Genomic DNA, 19,458 nt, shown 5'->3' on the forward strand with positions numbered 1-19,458 from the left:
TATACCCGCAGTTTTACGCCTGAGTATATCGCTTGGCTTTATCTCGGCACGCTTCAATGCGGTGAGGAGTGATCAAAGCCCGCTCGTGATCCAGAATGTCTGCGCCCAGCTGATCGGCAACACGCTGAGCCGTCTGCAACATCTGATTGAAGTTGTTATCCGCACGTCCCGGACACGGCAACATCAGGTAAAACGCAATTCCCGGGGTCTCAAACGCCGGATCATCGCTCTCCGGGAAATGGCCCGGGCTGACCATATTGGTCACCGAATAGATGATCGGCCCGGTTCCTGCGGCATCAGCATGGCGGTGATAAACAGAGTTTTCACCGAAATAGAGACCATTGCTCTCGAGACAGCGAAACAATTCACTACCACGGATGATCTCGCCATGTCGGGCATGGACGTTCAGGACCAGATAATCCGGCGGCAGGGTTTCCTGCACCTCAGTGGCTGGTTCCGGCGCAACCTCCGGATTCTGGGCTTGGGCCTCAGTATCAACGCTATCAGCACCACCAGCAGGCACCTCAACCACAGGCTCGGCTGCTACACCTGAGTCCCGGTCACCCGCAACCGATACCGGATCGGTCTGTTCGACTACAGGCGTCGGCGACAAGGCTTCTTCAGACTCACGCACTTCCACAAATGCCGCCTGAGATTCAACATGCTCAGGTTGCACGGGCGGTGCCGATTCAAGGGCCGCTGTCGCCTCATCCACCGCGCCCTGAACAGGCGCTTGAACGGCCTCTGGTACTGGTTGCGGCGCAACATCCTGGAGCGGTGCCGTCTCAGCCGTCACTGACACCTGGGCAGAGTCATCGGATACTTTGGGTGCTGGCGTCGATTCCGGCGCCTGGACTGACGCTTCAGCCGACATTGCCGGTAACTCAGGCTCGGCTTGCGATACCGGGCGTGCCGGCGCCATCAGCGGATCCGCTTCCAGTTTATCGCCAAAATGAAGCTCTGGCTCTTTCCGGGGCGCCTTGTCCCGGTTCGGGCTGTCAGAGTTGACGACTCTCACGCTGCCGACACCATCCTGATCAAATCCATCAGCATCGACACTGCTTTCTTCACCCAGCTTGCCCAGCGGCTTTTCACCAAACTTAGCGGGTTTTTCCTTTCGGCTGCTCCACAGGCCATGCAGCAATAAAGCTGCGATCGCCAGGGCGCCGACAATAATAAGGACCAGACGCAATTCCTGCATATGAATACTCTGACTTTACTCGTTACCCGTTACGGGGGTTATGACAATCACTATAACTTGGGCAATCCGGCTAGAGCCTTTAACTTGAAGGTCGCCCCAACCGCTCTGCTCAATTCCTTTAATCACCTTGCCAGAGTGGCGCAGATAATTAAAGGAATGGGCTCTAATGTACCAAAACTCAAATCAGAATGAGAAGACGATTATCGCGATTCAGGCAAGATAGTGCTCCTGAGCACAAAATCGCACAAATTTCAGCCTATAAATTGGATTTTTCTACTTTTATCAGCCACAGCCCTCACTTGACATTTGCTTCTCTGCCCGGCTCCCCGTTAACATGCTTTCACTCGTTGCGACCTCTTTGCTTCGCATCATCCGTCGGTATATTCAGAGGAGAACCCGATGTCACAGTCCACGGCCCATCGACAACCGAGCAGCGGCGCCGGCTATTTCTTCCACGGCATGTCATTGGCCATGCAACCCGGCACCCGCCGTTTCGTGATCCTGCCGTTACTGATCAATATCCTGCTCTTTGGCAGCGCCTTTACCTACGTGCTGGTACAGCTCGATGACTGGATCAATCACTGGATGTCGGCCCTGCCAGCCTGGCTCGACTGGCTGTCGTACCTGCTCTGGCCACTGCTGGCAATTGCGGCACTGGTCACGTTTTCCTACTTTTTCAGCACCCTTGCCAACTGGATTGCCGCGCCGTTTAACGGCCTGCTGGCCGAGCACCTGGAAGCCAAGTTAACGGGCAGCAAGGCGCCGGATGCCGGCCTCAGTGCCATTTTGAAAGACTTGCCCCGAATCATGCACCGGGAGTGGGTGAAGCTCAAATACTACCTCCCCAAAGCTATCGGGCTGCTGATCCTGCTGTGGATCCCGGCCATCGGCCAGACCTTGGGCCCGGTGCTCTGGTTCCTGTTCAGTGCCTGGATGATGAGTATCCAGTATGCCGACTACCCGTTTGACAACCACAAGGTGCCGTTCCCGGCCATGCGCGATGCACTCAAGCAAAAGCGCGGCAAGTCCCTGAGTTTCGGCAGCCTAGTGATGCTGTTTACCATGACCCCGCTCCTGAACCTGGTGGTGATGCCGATTGCGGTATGCGGCGCAACCGCCATGTGGGTGGACCATTACCGCGGCCAGTTCCGCAATTACTAATCCCGAATCTGTCCCTGCGCTGGCAAGTGCTCTTCTGCCTTGCCAGCGGCTCTTCTCTTCAGCTTATTTCTGCTTACAACTCCCTCCTATATAACAATAAGATATAACAATTAATTACTTTTCAAATGCAGGACACGGTTTATGCTTAAGTCTGTTAACTGTTTAAACATGTCACGAAGGAACGACCAGCATGAGCAAGATTTACGAAGATAATTCATTAACGATTGGTAATACCCCGCTCGTTCGCCTCAACCGTGTCAGCCAGGGGAATGTTCTGGCAAAAGTTGAAGCCCGTAACCCAAGCTTCAGTGTCAAATGCCGTATCGGCGCGAACATGATTTGGGACGCAGAGAAGAAAGGCTTGCTGAAACAAGGTGTTGAGCTGGTTGAACCAACCAGCGGCAATACCGGGATTGCACTTGCCTTTGTCGCTGCTGCCCGCGGCTACAAGCTCACCCTGACCATGCCTGAAAGTATGAGTCTGGAGCGCCGCAAACTGCTCAAAGCCCTGGGCGCCAACCTGGTGCTAACCGAAGCACCAAAAGGGATGAAAGGTGCGATTGAAAAAGCCGAAGAAATTGTGGCCTCTGATCCGGAAAAATACCTGTTGCTACAACAGTTCAGCAACCCGGCGAACCCGGAAATCCACGAGAAAACCACAGGCCCTGAACTTTGGGAAGCCACCGATGGTGAAATTGATGTCTTCGTCTCCGGTGTCGGTACCGGCGGTACCCTGACCGGTGTCAGCCGCTTTATCAAGCAACAGAAGGGCAAAGCAATCACCACCGTTGCAGTCGAGCCGTCCGAGTCGCCAGTGATCACCCAGGCGCGCAATGGCGAGGAAATCCAGCCCGCACCACACAAGATTCAAGGGATCGGTGCCGGCTTTATTCCGGGCAACCTCGACCTGGCCCTGATTGATGAAGTCGAGCGTGTCAGTTCCGAAGATGCCATTGAAATGGCCCACCGCCTGATGGAAGAAGAAGGGATCCTGGCCGGGATTTCATCTGGCGCGGCCGTGGTAGCTGCCAACCGCATCGCAGAACGTTCTGAATATGCTGGTAAGAACATCGTTGTTGTGCTACCAAGCTCAGGTGAGCGTTACCTTTCAACAGCCCTCTTTGCCGGTATTTTCACTGAAAAAGAAACCCAACAGTGATCACACTTTAAAAGGTTCGAGGTCCGATAACTGCCTGAAAGCTCCCCCAGCGGGGGCTTTTTTGTTGCATTTCATACCGAGCTTTAATATAAAACCGTTGCGTTTTATTTCTAGCGTCGAAATAAAAGGTCACTTATTGACCAATTTGACACCTGGAATGCCATAAATGTCACAAAACATTGACTTGGATTAAGCTAAAACGCCGAACTGTTGGGTAGTTTATACTCCAGGTGAGCAAAGTCAGGTTATCCGGATTACGCTTACTTTCAGTTACGTTAATATTAAATAAATACTAAATTTAATCGGGGTGAAAAATGTATCAGAAGCAAGTTGAGATCACTGCAGAAAACGGTCTACACACACGTCCGGCAGCACAGTTCGTCAAAGAAGCCAAAGGGTTTGACGCAGACATCACTGTAACGTCCAATGGCAAAAGCGCAAGCGCTAAGAGCCTGTTCAAGCTACAAACTCTGGGCCTGGTGAAAGGCACTATGGTGACAATCTCAGCTGAAGGAGCTCAGGCACAGCAAGCTGTTGATCACCTGGTTGCCCTTATGGACGAGCTGCATTAATTCGCAGCCCGTTTACATATCTCCAAGTTTCTAGTTAATTTAAGGTAAGGCTATGATTTCAGGTATCCTGGCATCTCCTGGTATTGCTTTTGGGAAAGCACTACTGCTGCAGGAGGAAGAGATTGTTCTGAACAAGACTCCTATCACTGCAGATCAATTCGAGAACGAAATTCAGCGTTTCTTCGACGCTCGAAAAAAATCTTCCGAGCAGCTGGAAGTGATCAAAGAGAAAGCACGCAAGACCTTCGGTGAAGAGAAGGAGGCAATCTTTGAAGGTCACATCATGCTGCTGGAAGATGAAGAGCTGGAAGAAGAAATCATAGCCTTCATTAAAGACAACAAGGCGTCTGCGGATTTAGCGATTCACTCAGTGATCGAAGAGCAAGCAACCACGCTGGAGTCTCTGGATGACGAGTACCTCAAAGAACGTGCGACGGATATCCGTGATATCGGTAACCGTGTGGTGAAAAACGCCTTGGGGATTAATATTGTCAATCTGAGCGCGATTAACGAGGAAGTGATCCTGGTTGCCAACGATTTGACCCCTTCCGAGACCGCCCAGATCAACCTCAACTACGTGCTGGGTTTTATCACAGACATCGGTGGCCGTACTTCCCACACCTCGATCATGGCCCGCTCCCTGGAGCTACCAGCAATTGTCGGCACCAACGACATCACCAAACAAGTGAAAAACGGCGACATGCTGGTGCTTGATGCCATCAACAACGAAGTGGTGATCAACCCAAGCGACGCTGAACTGACCAAATTCAAAGCTATCCGTGATGCCCACATCGCGGAGAAAGAAGAGCTGGCCAAACTGAAAGACCTGCCTGCCATCACACTGGACGGCAAGCAAGTTGAAGTATGCGGCAACATCGGTACCGTCAAAGACTGCGACGGTGTCAACCGCAATGGCGGTGAAGGCGTCGGCTTGTACCGGACTGAATTCCTGTTCATGGACCGCGACGCCCTGCCGACGGAAGAAGAGCAATACCAGGCATACAAAGACGTGGCCGAAGCCATGCATGGTGAACCGGTGATCATCCGCACCATGGACATCGGTGGCGACAAAGATCTGCCGTACATGGATCTGCCGCAAGAGATGAACCCGTTCCTGGGCTGGCGTGCGGTTCGGATCAGCCTGGATCGCCGTGAGATCCTGCGCGATCAGCTGCGTGGCATTCTACGCGCATCTGCCCATGGTAAAATCCGCATCATGTTCCCGATGATCATCTCGGTAGAAGAGATCCGTGAACTCAAATCAGCACTGGACGCCTATAAAGCCGAACTGCGTGCTGAAGGCCTGGCCTTTGACGAGAGCATCGAAATCGGTGTGATGGTGGAAACACCTGCAGCAGCGGCCATTGCCAACCACCTTGCCAAAGAAGTTGATTTCTTTAGTATTGGTACAAACGACCTAACCCAGTATACTCTGGCTGTTGACCGTGGTAATGAGCTGATTTCTCATCTGTATAACCCGCTGTCGCCTGCCGTCCTGACCGTGATCAAGCAAGTCATCGATGCTTCTCACCAAGAAGGGAAGTGGACTGGCATGTGCGGCGAGCTTGCCGGTGACGAGCGTGCAACCCTGCTGCTGTTGGGGATGGGTCTTGACGAATTCAGCATGAGCGGGATTTCAATCCCGCGCATTAAGAAAATTATCCGTAACGCAAACTTTGCTGACGTTCAGGCGATGGCCGAGCAAGCACTGGCGCTACCGACAGCAGCTGAAATCGAAGCACACGTAGAAAAATTCATCGCAGAAAAGACCATCTGCTAATATAGCTGCAGATAGAATAACAACGCTTAGGAGCAACGATATGGGTCTGTTTGACAAATTGAAGAAGCTGGTATCAGACGACAACAACGAAGCGGGTGCCATTGACATCATCGCACCGCTGTCTGGCGAAATCGTGAATATCGAAGATGTGCCAGATGTTGTGTTTGCAGAAAAAATCGTTGGTGACGGTATCGCGATCAAGCCAGCAGGCAACAAGATGGTTGCCCCTGTAAACGGGACCATTGGTAAAATCTTCGAAACCAACCACGCCTTCTCTATCGAGTCTGACGATGGTATCGAGCTGTTTGTTCACTTCGGTATCGACACCGTAGAGCTGAAAGGTGAAGGTTTCACCCGCGTGGCGGAAGAAGGCCAAACCGTGAAAGCCGGCGACACAGTCATCGAGTTCGATCTGGCCCTGCTGGAAGAAAAAGCCAAATCAACGCTGACGCCTGTTGTTATCTCAAACATGGATGAAATCAAAGAACTGAGCAAGCTGTCTGGCCCGACAACTGTGGGTGAGACTCCGGTTCTGCGCGTGAAAAAATAATTTCACGCCATCTCTGAGGTGAGATCTAAAGCGCGACCATTGGGTCGCGCTTTTTTATCACTCCTATGTGTGCTGAGACCGCTTACAGTGAATTGAGCATCTCCAGGGACGGCGCGAAGAAATAGGCCCCGGTCACCGCGCGGGTAAAGCGCAGCATGGTATCGGTTTGGCCATCCGTTTCACCATACATGCTCTCCAGCATAGCTTTAAAATTGTGCTGGGTGTTACAGTAAGCAATGAACAGCAGACCATGATCACCTGTGACCGTGCCGTAAGGCAGGCTATGGCGAACAATCTTCAGCCCTTTGCCCTCTTCCTTAATATCCACCCGGCCCACATGCGAGTTCGCCGGCACATCCTCCAGCTCAATAGAATCCGGTTTCGTGCGGCCAATCACTTTCTCCTGTGCCTTGACGTTAAGGCGATGCCAGGCCGGCAGGTTGTGAACAAATCGCTGGACCATGACAAAGCTGCCCCCGGCAAACTCACCGTCCGGGATCAAGGCGACTTCACCGCGAGATTCCAGGGTTTTCGGATTTTCGGTCCCGTCAATAAACCCGGTCATATCCCGCGCATCCAGATAACGGTAACCATAGGTCTCATCCAGGATCTCAACCGCTTCTGCAATCGGCTGCAGAAACTGGCGCAGGGCAAAAAAGTTCAGATCATGGCGGCTGGAGTTCAGGTGCAGCAGCACATCGCCGCCCGTTGCCGGCGCGGTGATCTCCCCGCTCCCCAGCGGTCGGAAATCATCCAACTGTGACGGCGGTGTCTGGCCCAGGCTCTGCCAAAATGACCGGCCAAATGCCACGCAGGCCCGCAGGTTGGCATCCGGTTGCTGATGATTCAGTTCAGCCAGGGCGTCATGCCACTGCTGGCACTGACGAACCACAGCCGCCTGATCCCCAATCACCTTCAGCACAACGTAAAGTGCAAAAGGGCCCGCTTCCGGCAAAATTGCTGGTTGAGGGTGAGTCATAATCCTCTCCTACTTCTCGATTAGCTATAAATCAATATATTATAACGGGATTTTATAACCTGAATTTGATTCCTGCCAGCGTTCTCAATAAATCACCTCCCCCCTTTACTTCCCTGTATTTGTTCCACAAAATTGGGGCCGGCCTTTGTGAAGAGTTCTGATTGATTGTGAAAAAAAAACGTGCGGTGCTGCTCTCTCTGCTCTTGATGGTTCTGGCTCAACCTACCTTTGCGCTGGAGCCGGTCAGCCTGCAGTTGCGTTGGCTCCACCAGGCACAATTTGCCGGTTTTTACATGGCCAAAGAAAAAGGGTTCTACCAAGATGCCGGACTGAATGTGACCATCAAGCCCGGCGGAAACCACAAAGTCCCCATTACAGAAGTACTCAGCGGCCGGGCTGAATTCGGTGTCGGCAATACCGAAGTGCTGGTGGCCTTCGGTCATGGATTTCCGGTTACGGCCATGGCTGCCATTTTCCAGCACTCCCCCTCCGTGCTAATCGCCAAGGCCAACAGCAATATCCAGACCATTCACGATCTGGTTGGCAAACGGGTAATGATGTTTGCCGGCGCCGAGGACGCCGAGTTATTGGTCCTGCTGGCCCGTAACAATATTTATCTTTCGGATCTGGAGCAGATCACCACTTCTGCCGATGTTGACGATTTACTCTCCGGAAAGATCGACGCTTTCAATGGCTACCTCACCAATGAGCCCTATTACCTCCAAAAACAGGGAGAGCAGCCCTTAATTTTTAACCCGGCGGATTACGGCGTCAGTTTTTACAGCGATATTATCTTCACTCACCAGGACTTCGCACAGGCCCACCCCGATACCGTTGAGCGCTTTCGCAATGCCAGCCTCAAGGGCTGGTACTATGCCCTGACCCATATCGATGAAACCCTGGATGTGATCGAACAGCAGTACCGGCCAATGAAAAGCCGCGACCATCTGGCCTTTGAGCTCGAATCCAGCGCCAAAATGATCATGTCTGATTTAATAGAAATTGGGCACATGAACCCGAACCGGTGGCAAACCATCGCCGATGAGCTCAGCCAGCTCAATATCATTCCCAAAACCCACATTGATGAAAACTTTCTCTACCCGCAACGGGCAGAGCTGACCTGGAAGGATGTCCAGCTCTGGCTCCAGTCCGGGATGTTGCTGCTGGGCGGGACATTTCTGGCCATCACCTATCTCACGTTGGTCAACCGACAGCTCAAACGAGAAATCGCCCGCCGCATCGAGGCCGAGCGAAAAGCTTCCGAAATGGCCCGCAAAGATACATTAACCGGGATCGCCAATCGCTACGCCCTGGTGGAAGAGTTGCACCGGGTGGTCAGCCAGATCTCCCCGTATCAAGCCAAGCCTGCACTGCTCTTTATCGATCTGGATGACTTCAAACAAGTAAATGATACCTATGGACACCATGCCGGAGATCGCGTATTGCAGCAATTTTGCGCCCGGATTACACATTTACTGGCTGGGCAACGCAGTTTTTTCGCCCGTCTGGCCGGGGATGAGTTTGTCATATTACTTGAAGCCACCGCCAAAGATGACGCCAGGGCGTTAGTTACGCAGATCTCAACGGCAGCGCAGCGACCATTCCCCCACGGACAAACGCAAATCCAAATTGGCGCCAGTGTCGGTATTACCTTCTACCGGCCGGGAGATACACCCGATTATTTCCTGTCCCGGGCGGATAATATGATGTACAGAAACAAAAGACGCTCCCAAAAGGAGCGCCTTGAATCCGGTCAAAACACGGCCGAGTATTAAACGGAAGTCACCTCGACCAGCAGTTTGACTTGCTGCTCTGCATCCTTACCGCTTTCAAATGACGCCGGTGTGTTGAGCCCGGTTGAAATGGTCGGCGCAATCAGGATCCGCCAAGCACCATCATCAAGCTGCTCTTTGACCTTAAAGGCAATTTTCACTTCTTCGGCCGAAACCTCCAGCAGCTCGGCACTGCCTACCAGCCGCCTTGCGTTCATACTCTGGACCGGGATGTCAGTATCTTGAACCGCGGTTCCAAAAAAGACGGTTTCTTCACCCGGCAGCAACGACAGCGATGTATTGACGGTCTGCGTCCGACCGGCACTGGAGAGCTCAAAGTTCACATCAAGCAGCCAGTCAGCCATCGCCAGCGGGCTCAGTAGTGCACTAAACAGAATGAGTCCTTTACTCAATTCATTCATGTTGTGTTACCCCTTACTCAGGTTGATCCGCAAAAGTATTTCTGACTCGGGTGCTTCTGATCAAGTAAGCCAATAACCACAAGGTCAGCAGCAAATTGACGGCCTGAGGCCAGCGAAAAACACCCTGGCTCAGCGCCAGTTGATACCCTTGCGATAGACCATCCGCCAGGTAGGCCAACAGTAAAATCACTTTTCCCTGCTGCCAGATGGCGGTGATCCATTGATTCTTCTTATATCGTTGCCCGGACAGCCACATCAGCAGTAGCGCCGGCAACCCCACGCCCATGGCGACGTACAAATGGTCGCGCAGTGGGTAGAACACTTCCAGGAGCTGGGCTCCCTGAGTCCGGCTGGCACCGGCCATCAGAAAAATCAGCCAGCCTTTGGCACTGAACGCCAGGGTCAGCCACAGCATCCCGGAAGGTTTTAATAAACCATGCTTGTCATAAGCCTCTATCGGATAAAGCAAACCGATTCTCCATGTTCTTACTCTGATCTTGCAATGGAGACGAACGTTGCTTTTTTCAACCACGATGACGGCTGGTGCATCATGTCATCACCATAATTCATTCGGTCAATTTCCCCACCCCAAGGAGATAAATTCTGTGGCCCATCGCACGGTTCAGTTGTTCATCTTGTAGCCAAGATCACGAATCTGGTAATAAAAATCGTAGTTTTATTAAATCCATAGATTTTTCGGGGTCAATGAAGTCGTCTTCGATAAGATATGAACAGCATTCAAATGTAGCTATATCAGCGCTTTATTCACAATTGATAATAGTGCCACCTTAAACGAGACTGAATAATATGATGAAATTTTCCTACATATTATTCAGCCTCCGGGGAGGTTTCAACCGGGCACTGGCACGGTATAATTCCAGGGAAACAATGAATCAAACACATGTTTTACTGATCTTTACGGGGACAATATGGCAACCAGTAGGAAACAAACCGCACCTTCACCGGAAACTCAGGCGGAAGCGATGCAAATTGCCCGTGCCACCCAAAAGCCGGGTCAGACCAAAGAGCAAACCAAGCTGATTGCACAGGGGATCCAAAAAGGGATTGAGCAATACAAGAAGCAACAAAAGGCCAAAGCGCGCGAGCGGGACAAGTTGCGCAAGAAACAAACAAAAGAAAAACAAGCCGCCCAAACCACAGGCTCGACTCAGGATGGCGCCCTTGATTCCAACAGCCCCTCAGTCGTGTACAAGCAACACTGGCTCCCCTGGCTGCTGCTGATCGCTTCCTGGGGTGGGTTTGCTGCTTATCTGCTGCAATAGCTATATTGGTCCCAGGCAGCCATCACCGAGAAGGAAATGTGAAATGACAAACCTCAGCCGGGCAGCCATGATCTGCCTGCTTATCACCGGGTGCTCCAATGGCGAGATCTCGACAAACCGGCCGGATCGCACCAGTGAGCTTTGTGGCGAAAAGCCCAACTGTGTCTCCACGCAAGATCCACGGACAGACTTCCACCTGACACCATTTAAACTCAGCCAACAAGGATTAGCGAATTGGGCACAAATTCAGGAACTAGCACTCTCGCTGCCCGGTGCCAGCCTGGGCCAGCAACACCCGCACTACCTACGGGTGGCATGTCGCAGTAAGATCTTCCGCTTTGTGGATGATTTTGAACTCAGGCTCGCGGGGGATGCTTTAATTGTGCGCTCCGAGTCCCGGGTGGGCTATTCAGACTTTGGGGTCAATCGGGACCGAGCCGAGCTATTCCGTGCCAAACTGCAAGCAGCCGGCTATCTGAAATAACCATCCAACTGCGGCACATGGGTGTTGATAATGATTGCTATTTAGATTTAAGATATCCCCAACAGGTATCGGGGGATGGGACATGGACAATCGATCATTTCTGGTGTTCAGTTTTTGCGGGTTACTGACAATCACCGCCTTACATCTGGCGGATCTCTGGTTGCAACAAGAGAGCGAAACATTTCGCCAGTTCATAATGGAGTGGCTCCCCCTGTATCTGGTGTGGAGCGGCATGGTGCTGATCGGATTGTGGAAGCGGGCGACCTCTTCGTCGAAAAAGCCACCCGACAATGGTTATGCTTGATAACGCAGCGCTTCCCTCAATCAATACGCCGATCTTTCCCCAGCGACAGCAACCCAATCGAAATGGCTGCCACAATCGCAAATCCGGTCAGGATAATCACCGGCATCGCCGCATACCCCAGCACATGCCAGATAACCGATTCTAATGTACTCATGGTCTGCTCCTTCTTACTCAGTCTGGTAATGCCTGATGTGGCCTGCCTTCAGCGGCTCACCAGCCCTCGACGTCTTTCATGTCAGGCAGTTTATGCGCAATCCCCTTATGGCAATCCACGCAGGTTTTTTCACCGGATGCCAGCGCGGTCGAGTGCTGTTTCACACTCCGCGGTCCCTGCTCTGAAAAGTCCATGTATTCAAAGTTATGGCAGTTCCGGCACTCCTTGGAGTCGTTGTTCTTCATCCGGTGCCACTCCCGGTTTGCCAGGTAACCCCGACGTTCTTTGAATTTCTCTTCGGTACTGATAGTGCCCATGGCAAAAGCCACCAGCTCTTTCGAGGCCTGAACCTTACGCACAATTTTATCTGTCCAGTTATGCGGCACGTGACAATCGGAACAGATGGCCCGGACGCCGGAGCGGTTCGAGTAATGGATCGTTTCTCGGATTTCCTTCACAATCGGCGCATGACAACCAGAGCAGAATTCCTCAGTATTGGTGGCCTCCATCCCGGTGTTAAACGCCCCCCAGAACAACAAGCCGCCCATGAAGCCCATAAAGAGCACCAGTCCGACCGCCACCTTACTCGGTGACGTCAACCTGCGCCAAAATGTTTTTAATATTTTCATCTATAGCCTCTCTTCTCACTGTGGCTATTCATTGCGCAGCGCATCAACACGCTGGAAGGTATTTTCAACCAACGGCTTGGCATCTGCCTGAGGCACATGGCACTGCAGACAGAAATAGCGGCGTGGCGACACATCTGACAGCACCTGACCTTCGCGAGACTGGTAGTGGGTCACACTGATTTTGGTCGCCCCCATTTCATTGGCATTTTTCCAGCTGTGGCAGGCCAGGCACTTATTGGCATTGAGCGAGACTTCGTAATTGCGGATAGTATGCGGCACCAGCGGCGGCTGATACACATAATCACTGTCAATCGTGTCCCGATCACGCGGGAAACGTTTCATGGCATCGGCCGGGCGCGTTGACTCCAGCTCAGTCATCCCACGAAGCGATTCCACGCCCCCAATCCCACCTGGATTATGAAGCTCTTCTGCACTCTGTACGGCACCGGCGACCAGCATCCCTACCGCCATGACCGCTAACACTAATCGTTTCATTTTCTTCTCCGCCTACTGGCTAAAACTCGGTCCCTGCGAATGACAGCCCGGTCGCTTCCGGACTGTCATCGCAACCTTGATTCGTTAACTTATGCTTTGGTGATTTTGATTGGACATTTCTTGTAGTCGGTCTGCTTGGACAACGGATCCGTCGCATCGAGGATCAGCTTGTTGATCAGGATCCGAGCGTCAAAGAAAGGTACGAATACCAAGCCGACCGGCGGACGATTTCGGCCCCGGGTTTCTACCCGACAGCGCACTTCACCACGACGTGACGCCAGCAGCACTTCATCTCCCCGGCGCAGGCCCCTTGAGCGGGCATCATCCGGATGGATATAACACACCGCGTCCGGCATCGCTTTATACAGCTCAGGCACCCGGCGGGTCATGGAGCCTGTATGCCAGTGCTCCAGCACCCGGCCGGTACAGAGCCACAGATCATACTCTTCATCCGGGACTTCCGGCGCTGGTTCAAACGGTGCGAAGATAATATTGGCCTTGCCATCAGGCTTGCCGTAAAAACGGTAGCCGGCCCCTTTAGGGACATACGGGTCGGAGCCCTCGATAAACCGCCAGCGGGTCTCTTTGCCATTGACGACCGGCCAACGTAACCCGCGCTCCTGGTGATACACATCATATGGGGCAAGATCATGGCCATGGTCACGGCCAAAGGCGGCATATTCCTCAAACAGGCCTTTCTGGAGATAGAAGCCTTGCGACTGGGCGTCGTCGTTCAGTGCCTGTGCTTCAGAAAGCGGGAACTTGTCGACCTGACCGTTGCGGAACAACACATCGTACATGGTCTTGCCGCGATACTGCGGTGCCTTGGCCAATAAGGCCTCATCCCACACTTCTTCCACTTTAAAGCGCTTGCTGAACTCCACAATCTGCCAGAGGTCTGATTTCGCCTCACCTTGCGGCGCTACCTGCTGGTACCATACCTGGGTCCGGCGCTCAGCATTGCCGTATGCCCCCTCTTTTTCCACCCACATTGCTGTCGGCAAAATCAGGTCGGCTGCCTGGGCTGTTGCCGTCGGATATGGATCGGAGCAGACAATAAAGTTCTCCGGGTTACGGTAGCCCGGCAAACGCTCATCATTAATGTTTGGCCCGGCCTGCATATTGTTGTTACACATCACCCAGTAGGCATTCAGTTTGCCGTCTTTCAGCATCCGATCCTGCACCACGGCGTGATAGCCAGGCTTCGGTGGAATCGTGCCTTCCGGCAGTTGCCAGATCTTCTCTGCAATCGCTCGGTGTTTCGGATTTTTTACTACCATGTCGGCCGGCAGGCGGTGGGAGAAGGTACCCACCTCACGTGCCGTACCACATGCTGACGGCTGGCCGGTCAGCGAGAACGGACCGCTACCCGGCAGGGAAATTTTACCGGTCAGCAAATGAATGTTGTACACCAAGCTGTTCATCCACACCCCACGGGTATGCTGGTTCATCCCCATGGTCCACAGCGACATCACCTTGACATCCGGATCGGCATAGAGCTTGGCCATTTCCAACAGCTTGGACTCTGGAACACCCGACATTTGCGCCGCTTTCTCCACGGTATACTCTGCAACCGATGCTTTATATTCTTCAAAGGTCATCGGGTGCATTTTGCCCGAATTGGCATTGGCCGCTTGTTGCTGCAATGGGTGCTCATCACGCAGCCCGTAACCGATATCGGTCGTGGCTCGCTTAAAGTGGGTATGTTTATTGACAAAATCCCAGTTCACGGCATCGTTCTGGATAATGTAATTGGCAATAAAGTTGGCAATGGCCAAATCGGTCTGCGGCTCAAACACCATGCCGTTATCTGCCAGCTCAAACGTGCGGTGGTAGTAAGTCGACAGCACGTTCACTTTCACATGCGGATTGCTCAGGCGACGGTCGGTGATCCGGGTCCAGAGCACCGGATGCATCTCAGCCATGTTGGAGCCCCACAGCACAAACGCGTCGGCATGCTCAAAATCGTCATAACAGCCCATCGGCTCGTCAATCCCGAAAGTCCGCATAAAGCCACCCACCGCAGAAGCCATACAGTGACGCGCGTTCGGATCAATATTGTTGGAACGGAAGCCGGCTTTCATCATTTTGGATGCCGCATAGCCTTCCATCACCGTCCACTGCCCGGAGCCGAACATCCCGATCCCGGAAGGCCCGTGCTTTTTCAGCGCCGCTTTCCATTTCTCGGCCATGATGTCGAACGCCTGATCCCAGCTGATTGGCTGGAAATCGCCATCTTTATCGAACTTGCCGTTTTTCATCCGCAGCATTGGTGTCTGCACGCGATCTTTACCGTACATGATCTTCGACAGGAAATAACCTTTGATACAGTTCAGGCCCTTGTTCACCGGCGCTTCCGGATCCCCCTGGGTCGCAACAACCCGGCCATTCTGCGTGCCCACCAAAACCGAACATCCCGTTCCGCAAAAACGACATGGCGCCTTGTCCCATTTAATTTTGGTTTGATCAGAACTTACGATTAAGTTCGTCGCCGACGCAGGCAACGAGATGCCTGCCACAGCTGCTGCCGATGCAGCGGCGTTTGCTTTCACAAACGCGCGTCTTGTCATTTTCATGCGTCATCCTCAGATTGCGAATCAAAGTGTTCGATTTGGTGATACACTAAGAAAGTGGTTAATACGTGTTCTAAGTTATTGATTTTATCTATGGTATCTGTCACATAGCCTTGGTTTTCCGTCTCCAGCACCACGATGATTTTTCCTTCTTCGCTCTCGCCGTGAATTTCAGTATTCGGAAACTGCAATATGGCGTCTTTCACAGCCGCCAGGTAGGCCGGCTTAACGTGAACAACCAGGCTTGAAATATGTACTTCTTGTAATGCCATGACATGGCCTCTTATTACTGGTTTGGTTGAGTCATCGTGATGGCTGAAGCCGGGCAGACCGACACGCATCCGCCGCACCCGGTACACAGCTCAGTATCCAGCTCAGGGGTGGCCACACCGCCCGCCTGCAACCGGAATCGGATTGCCTGCGGCTCACAGGCATCGCCACAACTGCGACACTCAATCCGCTGGTGTGTCAGGCAGCTCTCTCCGATTTGCGCAACCATCGGCCAGGGCGCTGCCGTTTGTGCCCGAAACAAGGGCTCCGGGCAGACCTCGGCACAGCGGTAGCAGAAAGTGCACTCCCCGCGCTGAAAATCCACTTCGGGAAATCCGCCGTCGCCTTTAACGATGATCTGAGTGTCGCACGCCGCCTGGCATTGCCCGCACCGAGTACATGCATCAGTAAACGCCATCTCTTCGATTGCCCAGGGCAACCGCGGCAAAGCCGCTGCCCGGCGTCGGGTCAGGAGTCGTCGGCGGGATGGATCAAACATGGTGCTCACTCCGATAAAGGTTCATGACGTTGAATAAAGCACATTCTTGGGCTGTATGGCGCGAAAATGCCTGACTTTTAAACATTATTGCCTGCCAACGAACAGCCCTATTCATAACCCGTCATTTTTTTACATCGCCAGTGTAAATCCCGTAATATTTGCTTAAATACCCAGGAAGGGTTAAATGGGGGGGAACCTTGTTTTGGATCAAAAAAGCAAAATGATAATGCTCACACTATTGCAGGCCTGACGCCCATCCGCCTGGGCAATCCGGTATTGTTGGGATAAATCAATGAATCAAGCCCCCCTGGCCGGGACTGAACCTATGCACGACAACGACAACCGTTATCCAGAAGAAGAGCGCGTGAAAAAGCGGCCGCTCAAGCCTGTGACTGCCACAATCGCCCGGGCCATGCTGGTGATTTTACTGCTCTCAGTCACCACCACCAGCCTGGCGCTGCTCACTCTGGCCTCAAGCCTCAATGATGCCGAAGCAATCAATGTCTCCGGCTCGATGCGGATGCAGAGCTATCGGCTGGCGTATGATATTCAAACCCAATCGCCGCTCCTGCCGGCCCACCAGGCGCAATTCGAACAGTCACTCTTTTCAACCTCCATGGCGGCACTGGACCACTGGACCGTTCCTGACGAGATCAAGCACCACTACGCCAGCCTGATCACGCGCTGGGAGTCGCTGCATCCCCTGCTTCACAGCGGCGAGTCGCAAGGGTTTCTCGATGAAATGGTCAGCTTCGTCGATGATATCGACCGCTTTGTCTTCGAATTGCAGGAGTTTTCAGAGATCAAGCTGCAAATCCTGTCCATCACCGGCGGACTCGGGCTCAGCCTGATCCTGCTGGTGGCGCTGTTCACCATTCACTTTACCCAACGCAAGATCGTCTCCCCGCTCAACCAGCTGGTCACGGCCAGTGAGCAGATCCAAAGCGGCCAGTTCGATGTTAAGCTGGCAGTGAAAAGTGACAATGAACTGGGGGTTCTGGCCGGGACGTTCAGCCAGATGGCCACAGAGCTGGGCAAACTTTATCGCGGCCTGGAAAAAACAGTCGATGAGAAGACCCGCCGCCTGCGCCATGCCAATGACTCACTGCAAGTGCTCTACCAATGCTCACAGGAGCTGTCGGTCAGCCGCTTATCATCGCAGCATTTCTCAGCCATGCTCGATACCCTCATCAACATCGAAGGGCTGACCGCTGCCAAGCTGGTGATCGATGAGAGCAACGGACGCAATACAGAAATCACCGCCGGCACCCCGGGCGACAGTACCTGGCATTACCAGGATCTGGATCTGGACGGCCACATTCTCGGTCAATTGTGGTGGCAGTACACCTTGCCCTGTCCGGACAAGAGCCTGATAGATAACCTGGCCCGCACCCTGGCGCGCGGGATTTACTACAACCGGGCACAGAAGCAGGCGGAGCAACTATTACTGATGGAAGAGCGGGCGACCATTGCCCGGGAATTACATGACTCACTGGCGCAATCCCTGTCTTATCTCAAAATCCAGATGACCTTACTCAAACGCCAGCTCGACAGCCGCCAGCATGACAGCGCGATGGCAATCATCGGCGAAATCGATCAGAGCCTGTCCGGGGCATACACCCAACTGCGGGAGCTGCTCAGTACCTTCCGCCTGACGATCAAGGAAGCAAACTTCGGCGAAGCACTGGTTGAAATGCTCAAACCACTCGATGAGCAAACAGATGCTATGCTCATCATAGAGAACCACTTGTCATCGCTGAACCTGGATGCCCACCACCAGGTCCACCTGCTCCAGTTGATCCGTGAAGCGGTGCTCAATGCCATCAAACATGCCGGGGCTGATGAGATCACGGTGCATTGCGAGCAGCGCGGCGAGCTGGTCAAAATTGAAGTTACCGATGACGGCCGGGGTTTTGACCCGGCCGATGAAAAACGCAATCACTACGGACTTGCCATCATGACCGAGCGCGCATCCCGCCTCAATGGCGAGCTTTCGATTCACACCACCCAAGGCACAGGCTGTAAAGTCGCCTTAAGCTTTACACTGGAGCCTCAAGGATTATAACGATGACACACTGGAAATTAATGATCGTGGATGATCACCCTCTGATCCGCCGGGGGATCAGCCAACTGCTGAGCTTTGAACCGGAATTTGACATTATCGCCGAAGCCAGTAACGGCTCCGATGCCGTGCGGCTCGCCGGGGACCACGAGCCCGATCTGATCCTGTTGGATCTGAATATGAAAGGGATGTCAGGACTCGACACCCTGCGCGCCATGCGCGCGGAAGGCATTGCAGCCCGTATCGTCGTCCTGACCGTATCCGACAGCCGCGCCGATATCCGGGCACTAGTGAACGCCGGGGCCGACGGCTATCTGCTCAAAGATACCGAACCGGACCAGCTGGTTGAATTATTGAAACAAGCCTTGCACGGCGGCAAAGCCTACAGCGATTTGGTGAAAGAATACCTCGAAGACAGCACTGAAGACGAGTCACTGCTCGATGCTTTGACTGACCGGGAGATGCAGATCCTACGCGAAGTGGCGAAAGGACACCGCAATCGCCAGATTGCCGAGTCGCTATATATCTCAGAAGCCACCGTTAAGGTGCATATGAAAAGCCTGCTAAAGAAATTACAGGTGAAGTCGCGCACGGCGGCGACAGTGCTCTATCTGGAAACCCAGGGGCAATAGCAACCGGCAACCTGAAACGCCGACGGGCAGTGAGCATACTGCCCTTCGGTCGGCACGTCGCCATCACGGGAAGTGCTAGCTGGAAACAGACGTAATAATATCCTGCTCTTTCGACACCACCCACTGCAAATCAAACGGCCCCCAGTCACTCAGCTGGTAGTAGCCGTCATTATGGCGTTTGCCATCCTGAACAAAAGCAAGTTCAATCCCGAAACCGGGCAGTGCCTTGAGCACATCCTGAATCGTACGACGCGGCCAGCCGGTAATTTCAATCAGCTTCGGCACATTCGGTCGCTCGACTTGCTCGACCAATAAGGCTAAATATAAACGACGGGCAAAAACCGGATTCAATTCCATTGAGACCTCCATTCTGTGATGGTTAGTTATTATTCCGACTTCTGCTTTGGGGATGTTGCGTTTGATCAAAATGAAGTGATATTTCGCAGCTGTGGCACTCATTTCACGATGAAGGGCGAA

At 53.0% G+C, this 19,458-nt stretch carries 22 protein-coding genes; 11 read left to right on the forward strand and 11 right to left on the reverse strand.

Annotated elements, in window-relative coordinates; all coding sequences use genetic code 11:
- Positions 1-13: 13 nt before the first annotated feature.
- Positions 14-1,201 carry a cell division protein ZipA gene (gene zipA, locus NNL38_RS12040; RefSeq protein ID WP_255388275.1) on the reverse strand — a complete coding sequence of 396 codons (1,188 nt, stop codon included), beginning with the start codon at positions 1,199-1,201 and terminating at the stop codon, positions 14-16.
- A gap of 399 nt (positions 1,202-1,600) precedes the next feature.
- On the opposite strand from zipA, the gene cysZ reads away from it, so the two are divergent.
- The 5 genes from cysZ (at position 1,601) to crr (ending at position 6,423) form a co-directional block, all read left to right on the forward strand.
- On the forward strand, positions 1,601-2,362 hold the full coding sequence (gene cysZ, locus NNL38_RS12045) for a sulfate transporter CysZ (RefSeq protein ID WP_255388276.1): 762 nt from the start codon (positions 1,601-1,603) through the stop codon (positions 2,360-2,362).
- Between the two features lie 190 nt (positions 2,363-2,552).
- Positions 2,553-3,521 (forward strand): cysteine synthase A, encoded by a 969-nt coding sequence (cysK, locus tag NNL38_RS12050; RefSeq protein WP_255388277.1) that lies wholly within the window; start codon positions 2,553-2,555, stop codon positions 3,519-3,521.
- Positions 3,522-3,835: 314 nt separating this feature from the next.
- On the forward strand, positions 3,836-4,093 hold the full coding sequence (ptsH, locus tag NNL38_RS12055) for a phosphocarrier protein Hpr (protein WP_255388278.1): 258 nt from the start codon (positions 3,836-3,838) through the stop codon (positions 4,091-4,093).
- Between the two features lie 52 nt (positions 4,094-4,145).
- Complete coding sequence (gene ptsI, locus NNL38_RS12060) at positions 4,146-5,873, forward strand: phosphoenolpyruvate-protein phosphotransferase PtsI (protein ID WP_255388279.1); 1,728 nt, start codon at positions 4,146-4,148, stop codon at positions 5,871-5,873.
- 40 nt (positions 5,874-5,913) lie between these two features.
- Complete coding sequence (gene crr, locus NNL38_RS12065) at positions 5,914-6,423, forward strand: PTS glucose transporter subunit IIA (RefSeq protein ID WP_255388280.1); 510 nt, start codon at positions 5,914-5,916, stop codon at positions 6,421-6,423.
- Between the two features lie 82 nt (positions 6,424-6,505).
- Here the strand turns inward: crr and NNL38_RS12070 are convergent, their stop codons facing one another.
- Positions 6,506-7,402, reverse strand: coding sequence for a Dyp-type peroxidase (locus NNL38_RS12070; RefSeq protein ID WP_255388281.1), 897 nt, complete (start codon positions 7,400-7,402; stop codon positions 6,506-6,508).
- A gap of 167 nt (positions 7,403-7,569) precedes the next feature.
- Here NNL38_RS12070 and NNL38_RS12075 point away from each other — a divergent pair, with 167 nt between their 5' ends.
- Positions 7,570-9,177 carry a GGDEF domain-containing protein gene (locus NNL38_RS12075; protein ID WP_255388282.1) on the forward strand — a complete coding sequence of 536 codons (1,608 nt, stop codon included), beginning with the start codon at positions 7,570-7,572 and terminating at the stop codon, positions 9,175-9,177.
- Here the strand turns inward: NNL38_RS12075 and NNL38_RS12080 are convergent.
- Together NNL38_RS12080 and NNL38_RS12085 are read right to left on the reverse strand one after the other, a co-directional pair.
- On the reverse strand, positions 9,174-9,596 hold the full coding sequence (locus tag NNL38_RS12080) for a hypothetical protein (protein WP_255388283.1): 423 nt from the start codon (positions 9,594-9,596) through the stop codon (positions 9,174-9,176). The two genes, NNL38_RS12075 and NNL38_RS12080, sit on opposite strands and share 4 nt — an antisense overlap.
- Positions 9,597-9,609: 13 nt before the next feature.
- Entirely contained in the window at positions 9,610-10,065 is a 456-nt protein-coding gene (locus tag NNL38_RS12085; RefSeq protein ID WP_255388284.1) for a DUF2919 domain-containing protein, read from the reverse strand.
- A 460-nt stretch (positions 10,066-10,525) separates the two neighbouring features.
- Between NNL38_RS12085 and NNL38_RS12090 the strand changes: the two genes are divergently transcribed.
- The 3 genes from NNL38_RS12090 (at position 10,526) to NNL38_RS12100 (ending at position 11,667) form a co-directional block, all read left to right on the forward strand.
- Complete coding sequence (locus NNL38_RS12090; protein WP_255388285.1) at positions 10,526-10,879, forward strand: DUF2956 domain-containing protein; 354 nt, start codon at positions 10,526-10,528, stop codon at positions 10,877-10,879.
- A gap of 43 nt (positions 10,880-10,922) precedes the next feature.
- Positions 10,923-11,363 carry a DUF1499 domain-containing protein gene (locus tag NNL38_RS12095; protein WP_255388286.1) on the forward strand — a complete coding sequence of 147 codons (441 nt, stop codon included), beginning with the start codon at positions 10,923-10,925 and terminating at the stop codon, positions 11,361-11,363.
- An 82-nt stretch (positions 11,364-11,445) separates the two neighbouring features.
- Positions 11,446-11,667, forward strand: a complete 222-nt coding sequence (locus tag NNL38_RS12100) for a hypothetical protein (protein ID WP_255388287.1) — start codon at positions 11,446-11,448, stop codon at positions 11,665-11,667.
- Positions 11,668-11,683: 16 nt separating this feature from the next.
- Here the strand turns inward: NNL38_RS12100 and NNL38_RS12105 are convergent, their stop codons facing one another.
- The 6 genes from NNL38_RS12105 to napF all read right to left on the reverse strand — a co-directional run bounded on the left by NNL38_RS12105 (position 11,684) and on the right by napF (position 16,287).
- On the reverse strand, positions 11,684-11,821 hold the full coding sequence (locus NNL38_RS12105) for a TIGR02808 family protein (RefSeq protein WP_255388288.1): 138 nt from the start codon (positions 11,819-11,821) through the stop codon (positions 11,684-11,686).
- A gap of 56 nt (positions 11,822-11,877) precedes the next feature.
- Entirely contained in the window at positions 11,878-12,450 is a 573-nt protein-coding gene (locus tag NNL38_RS12110) for a NapC/NirT family cytochrome c (protein WP_255388289.1), read from the reverse strand.
- Positions 12,451-12,474: 24 nt separating this feature from the next.
- The gene (locus NNL38_RS12115; RefSeq protein WP_255388290.1) at positions 12,475-12,945 is read right to left on the reverse strand and encodes a nitrate reductase cytochrome c-type subunit; all 471 of its coding nucleotides are present in this window, start codon (positions 12,943-12,945) and stop codon (positions 12,475-12,477) included.
- An 89-nt stretch (positions 12,946-13,034) separates the two neighbouring features.
- On the reverse strand, positions 13,035-15,521 hold the full coding sequence (gene napA, locus NNL38_RS12120) for a periplasmic nitrate reductase subunit alpha (protein ID WP_255388291.1): 2,487 nt from the start codon (positions 15,519-15,521) through the stop codon (positions 13,035-13,037).
- Positions 15,518-15,790, reverse strand: coding sequence for a chaperone NapD (locus tag NNL38_RS12125; protein ID WP_255388292.1), 273 nt, complete (start codon positions 15,788-15,790; stop codon positions 15,518-15,520). Before NNL38_RS12125 ends, napA begins: the two co-directional genes overlap by 4 nt.
- Before the next feature lie 14 nt (positions 15,791-15,804).
- The gene (napF, locus tag NNL38_RS12130; protein WP_255388293.1) at positions 15,805-16,287 is read right to left on the reverse strand and encodes a ferredoxin-type protein NapF; all 483 of its coding nucleotides are present in this window, start codon (positions 16,285-16,287) and stop codon (positions 15,805-15,807) included.
- A gap of 364 nt (positions 16,288-16,651) precedes the next feature.
- Between napF and narQ the strand changes: the two genes are divergently transcribed.
- Entirely contained in the window at positions 16,652-18,352 is a 1,701-nt protein-coding gene (narQ, locus tag NNL38_RS12135) for a nitrate/nitrite two-component system sensor histidine kinase NarQ (protein WP_255390634.1), read from the forward strand.
- 2 nt (positions 18,353-18,354) lie between these two features.
- Positions 18,355-18,981 carry a response regulator gene (locus tag NNL38_RS12140; RefSeq protein ID WP_255388294.1) on the forward strand — a complete coding sequence of 209 codons (627 nt, stop codon included), beginning with the start codon at positions 18,355-18,357 and terminating at the stop codon, positions 18,979-18,981.
- A 75-nt stretch (positions 18,982-19,056) separates the two neighbouring features.
- Here NNL38_RS12140 and NNL38_RS12145 read toward each other — a convergent pair whose 3' ends face one another.
- A complete protein-coding gene (locus NNL38_RS12145) occupies positions 19,057-19,338 on the reverse strand; it encodes a winged helix-turn-helix domain-containing protein (RefSeq protein WP_255388295.1) in 282 nt (93 codons plus the stop codon).
- Positions 19,339-19,458: the final 120 nt, after the last annotated feature.

Origin of the sequence: Photobacterium atrarenae (assembly GCF_024380015.1) — a bacterium.
Classification (GTDB): domain Bacteria; phylum Pseudomonadota; class Gammaproteobacteria; order Enterobacterales; family Vibrionaceae; genus Photobacterium; species Photobacterium atrarenae.

Bases quoted from the DNA above. Each gene is read 5' to 3' on its own strand.
- zipA (WP_255388275.1), bottom strand. From the start codon at position 1,201: ATGCAGGAATTGCGTCTGGTCCTTATTATTGTCGGCGCCCTGGCGATC.
- cysZ (WP_255388276.1), top strand. From the start codon at position 1,601: ATGTCACAGTCCACGGCCCATCGACAACCGAGCAGCGGCGCCGGCTAT.
- cysK (WP_255388277.1), top strand. From the start codon at position 2,553: ATGAGCAAGATTTACGAAGATAATTCATTAACGATTGGTAATACCCCG.
- ptsH (WP_255388278.1), top strand. From the start codon at position 3,836: ATGTATCAGAAGCAAGTTGAGATCACTGCAGAAAACGGTCTACACACA.
- ptsI (WP_255388279.1), top strand. From the start codon at position 4,146: ATGATTTCAGGTATCCTGGCATCTCCTGGTATTGCTTTTGGGAAAGCA.
- crr (WP_255388280.1), top strand. From the start codon at position 5,914: ATGGGTCTGTTTGACAAATTGAAGAAGCTGGTATCAGACGACAACAAC.
- NNL38_RS12070 (WP_255388281.1), bottom strand. From the start codon at position 7,402: ATGACTCACCCTCAACCAGCAATTTTGCCGGAAGCGGGCCCTTTTGCA.
- NNL38_RS12080 (WP_255388283.1), bottom strand. From the start codon at position 9,596: ATGAATGAATTGAGTAAAGGACTCATTCTGTTTAGTGCACTACTGAGC.
- NNL38_RS12090 (WP_255388285.1), top strand. From the start codon at position 10,526: ATGGCAACCAGTAGGAAACAAACCGCACCTTCACCGGAAACTCAGGCG.
- NNL38_RS12095 (WP_255388286.1), top strand. From the start codon at position 10,923: ATGACAAACCTCAGCCGGGCAGCCATGATCTGCCTGCTTATCACCGGG.
- NNL38_RS12100 (WP_255388287.1), top strand. From the start codon at position 11,446: ATGGACAATCGATCATTTCTGGTGTTCAGTTTTTGCGGGTTACTGACA.
- NNL38_RS12105 (WP_255388288.1), bottom strand. From the start codon at position 11,821: ATGAGTACATTAGAATCGGTTATCTGGCATGTGCTGGGGTATGCGGCG.
- NNL38_RS12110 (WP_255388289.1), bottom strand. From the start codon at position 12,450: ATGAAAATATTAAAAACATTTTGGCGCAGGTTGACGTCACCGAGTAAG.
- NNL38_RS12115 (WP_255388290.1), bottom strand. From the start codon at position 12,945: ATGAAACGATTAGTGTTAGCGGTCATGGCGGTAGGGATGCTGGTCGCC.
- napA (WP_255388291.1), bottom strand. From the start codon at position 15,521: ATGAAAATGACAAGACGCGCGTTTGTGAAAGCAAACGCCGCTGCATCG.
- NNL38_RS12125 (WP_255388292.1), bottom strand. From the start codon at position 15,790: ATGGCATTACAAGAAGTACATATTTCAAGCCTGGTTGTTCACGTTAAG.
- napF (WP_255388293.1), bottom strand. From the start codon at position 16,287: ATGTTTGATCCATCCCGCCGACGACTCCTGACCCGACGCCGGGCAGCG.
- NNL38_RS12140 (WP_255388294.1), top strand. From the start codon at position 18,355: ATGACACACTGGAAATTAATGATCGTGGATGATCACCCTCTGATCCGC.
- NNL38_RS12145 (WP_255388295.1), bottom strand. From the start codon at position 19,338: ATGGAATTGAATCCGGTTTTTGCCCGTCGTTTATATTTAGCCTTATTG.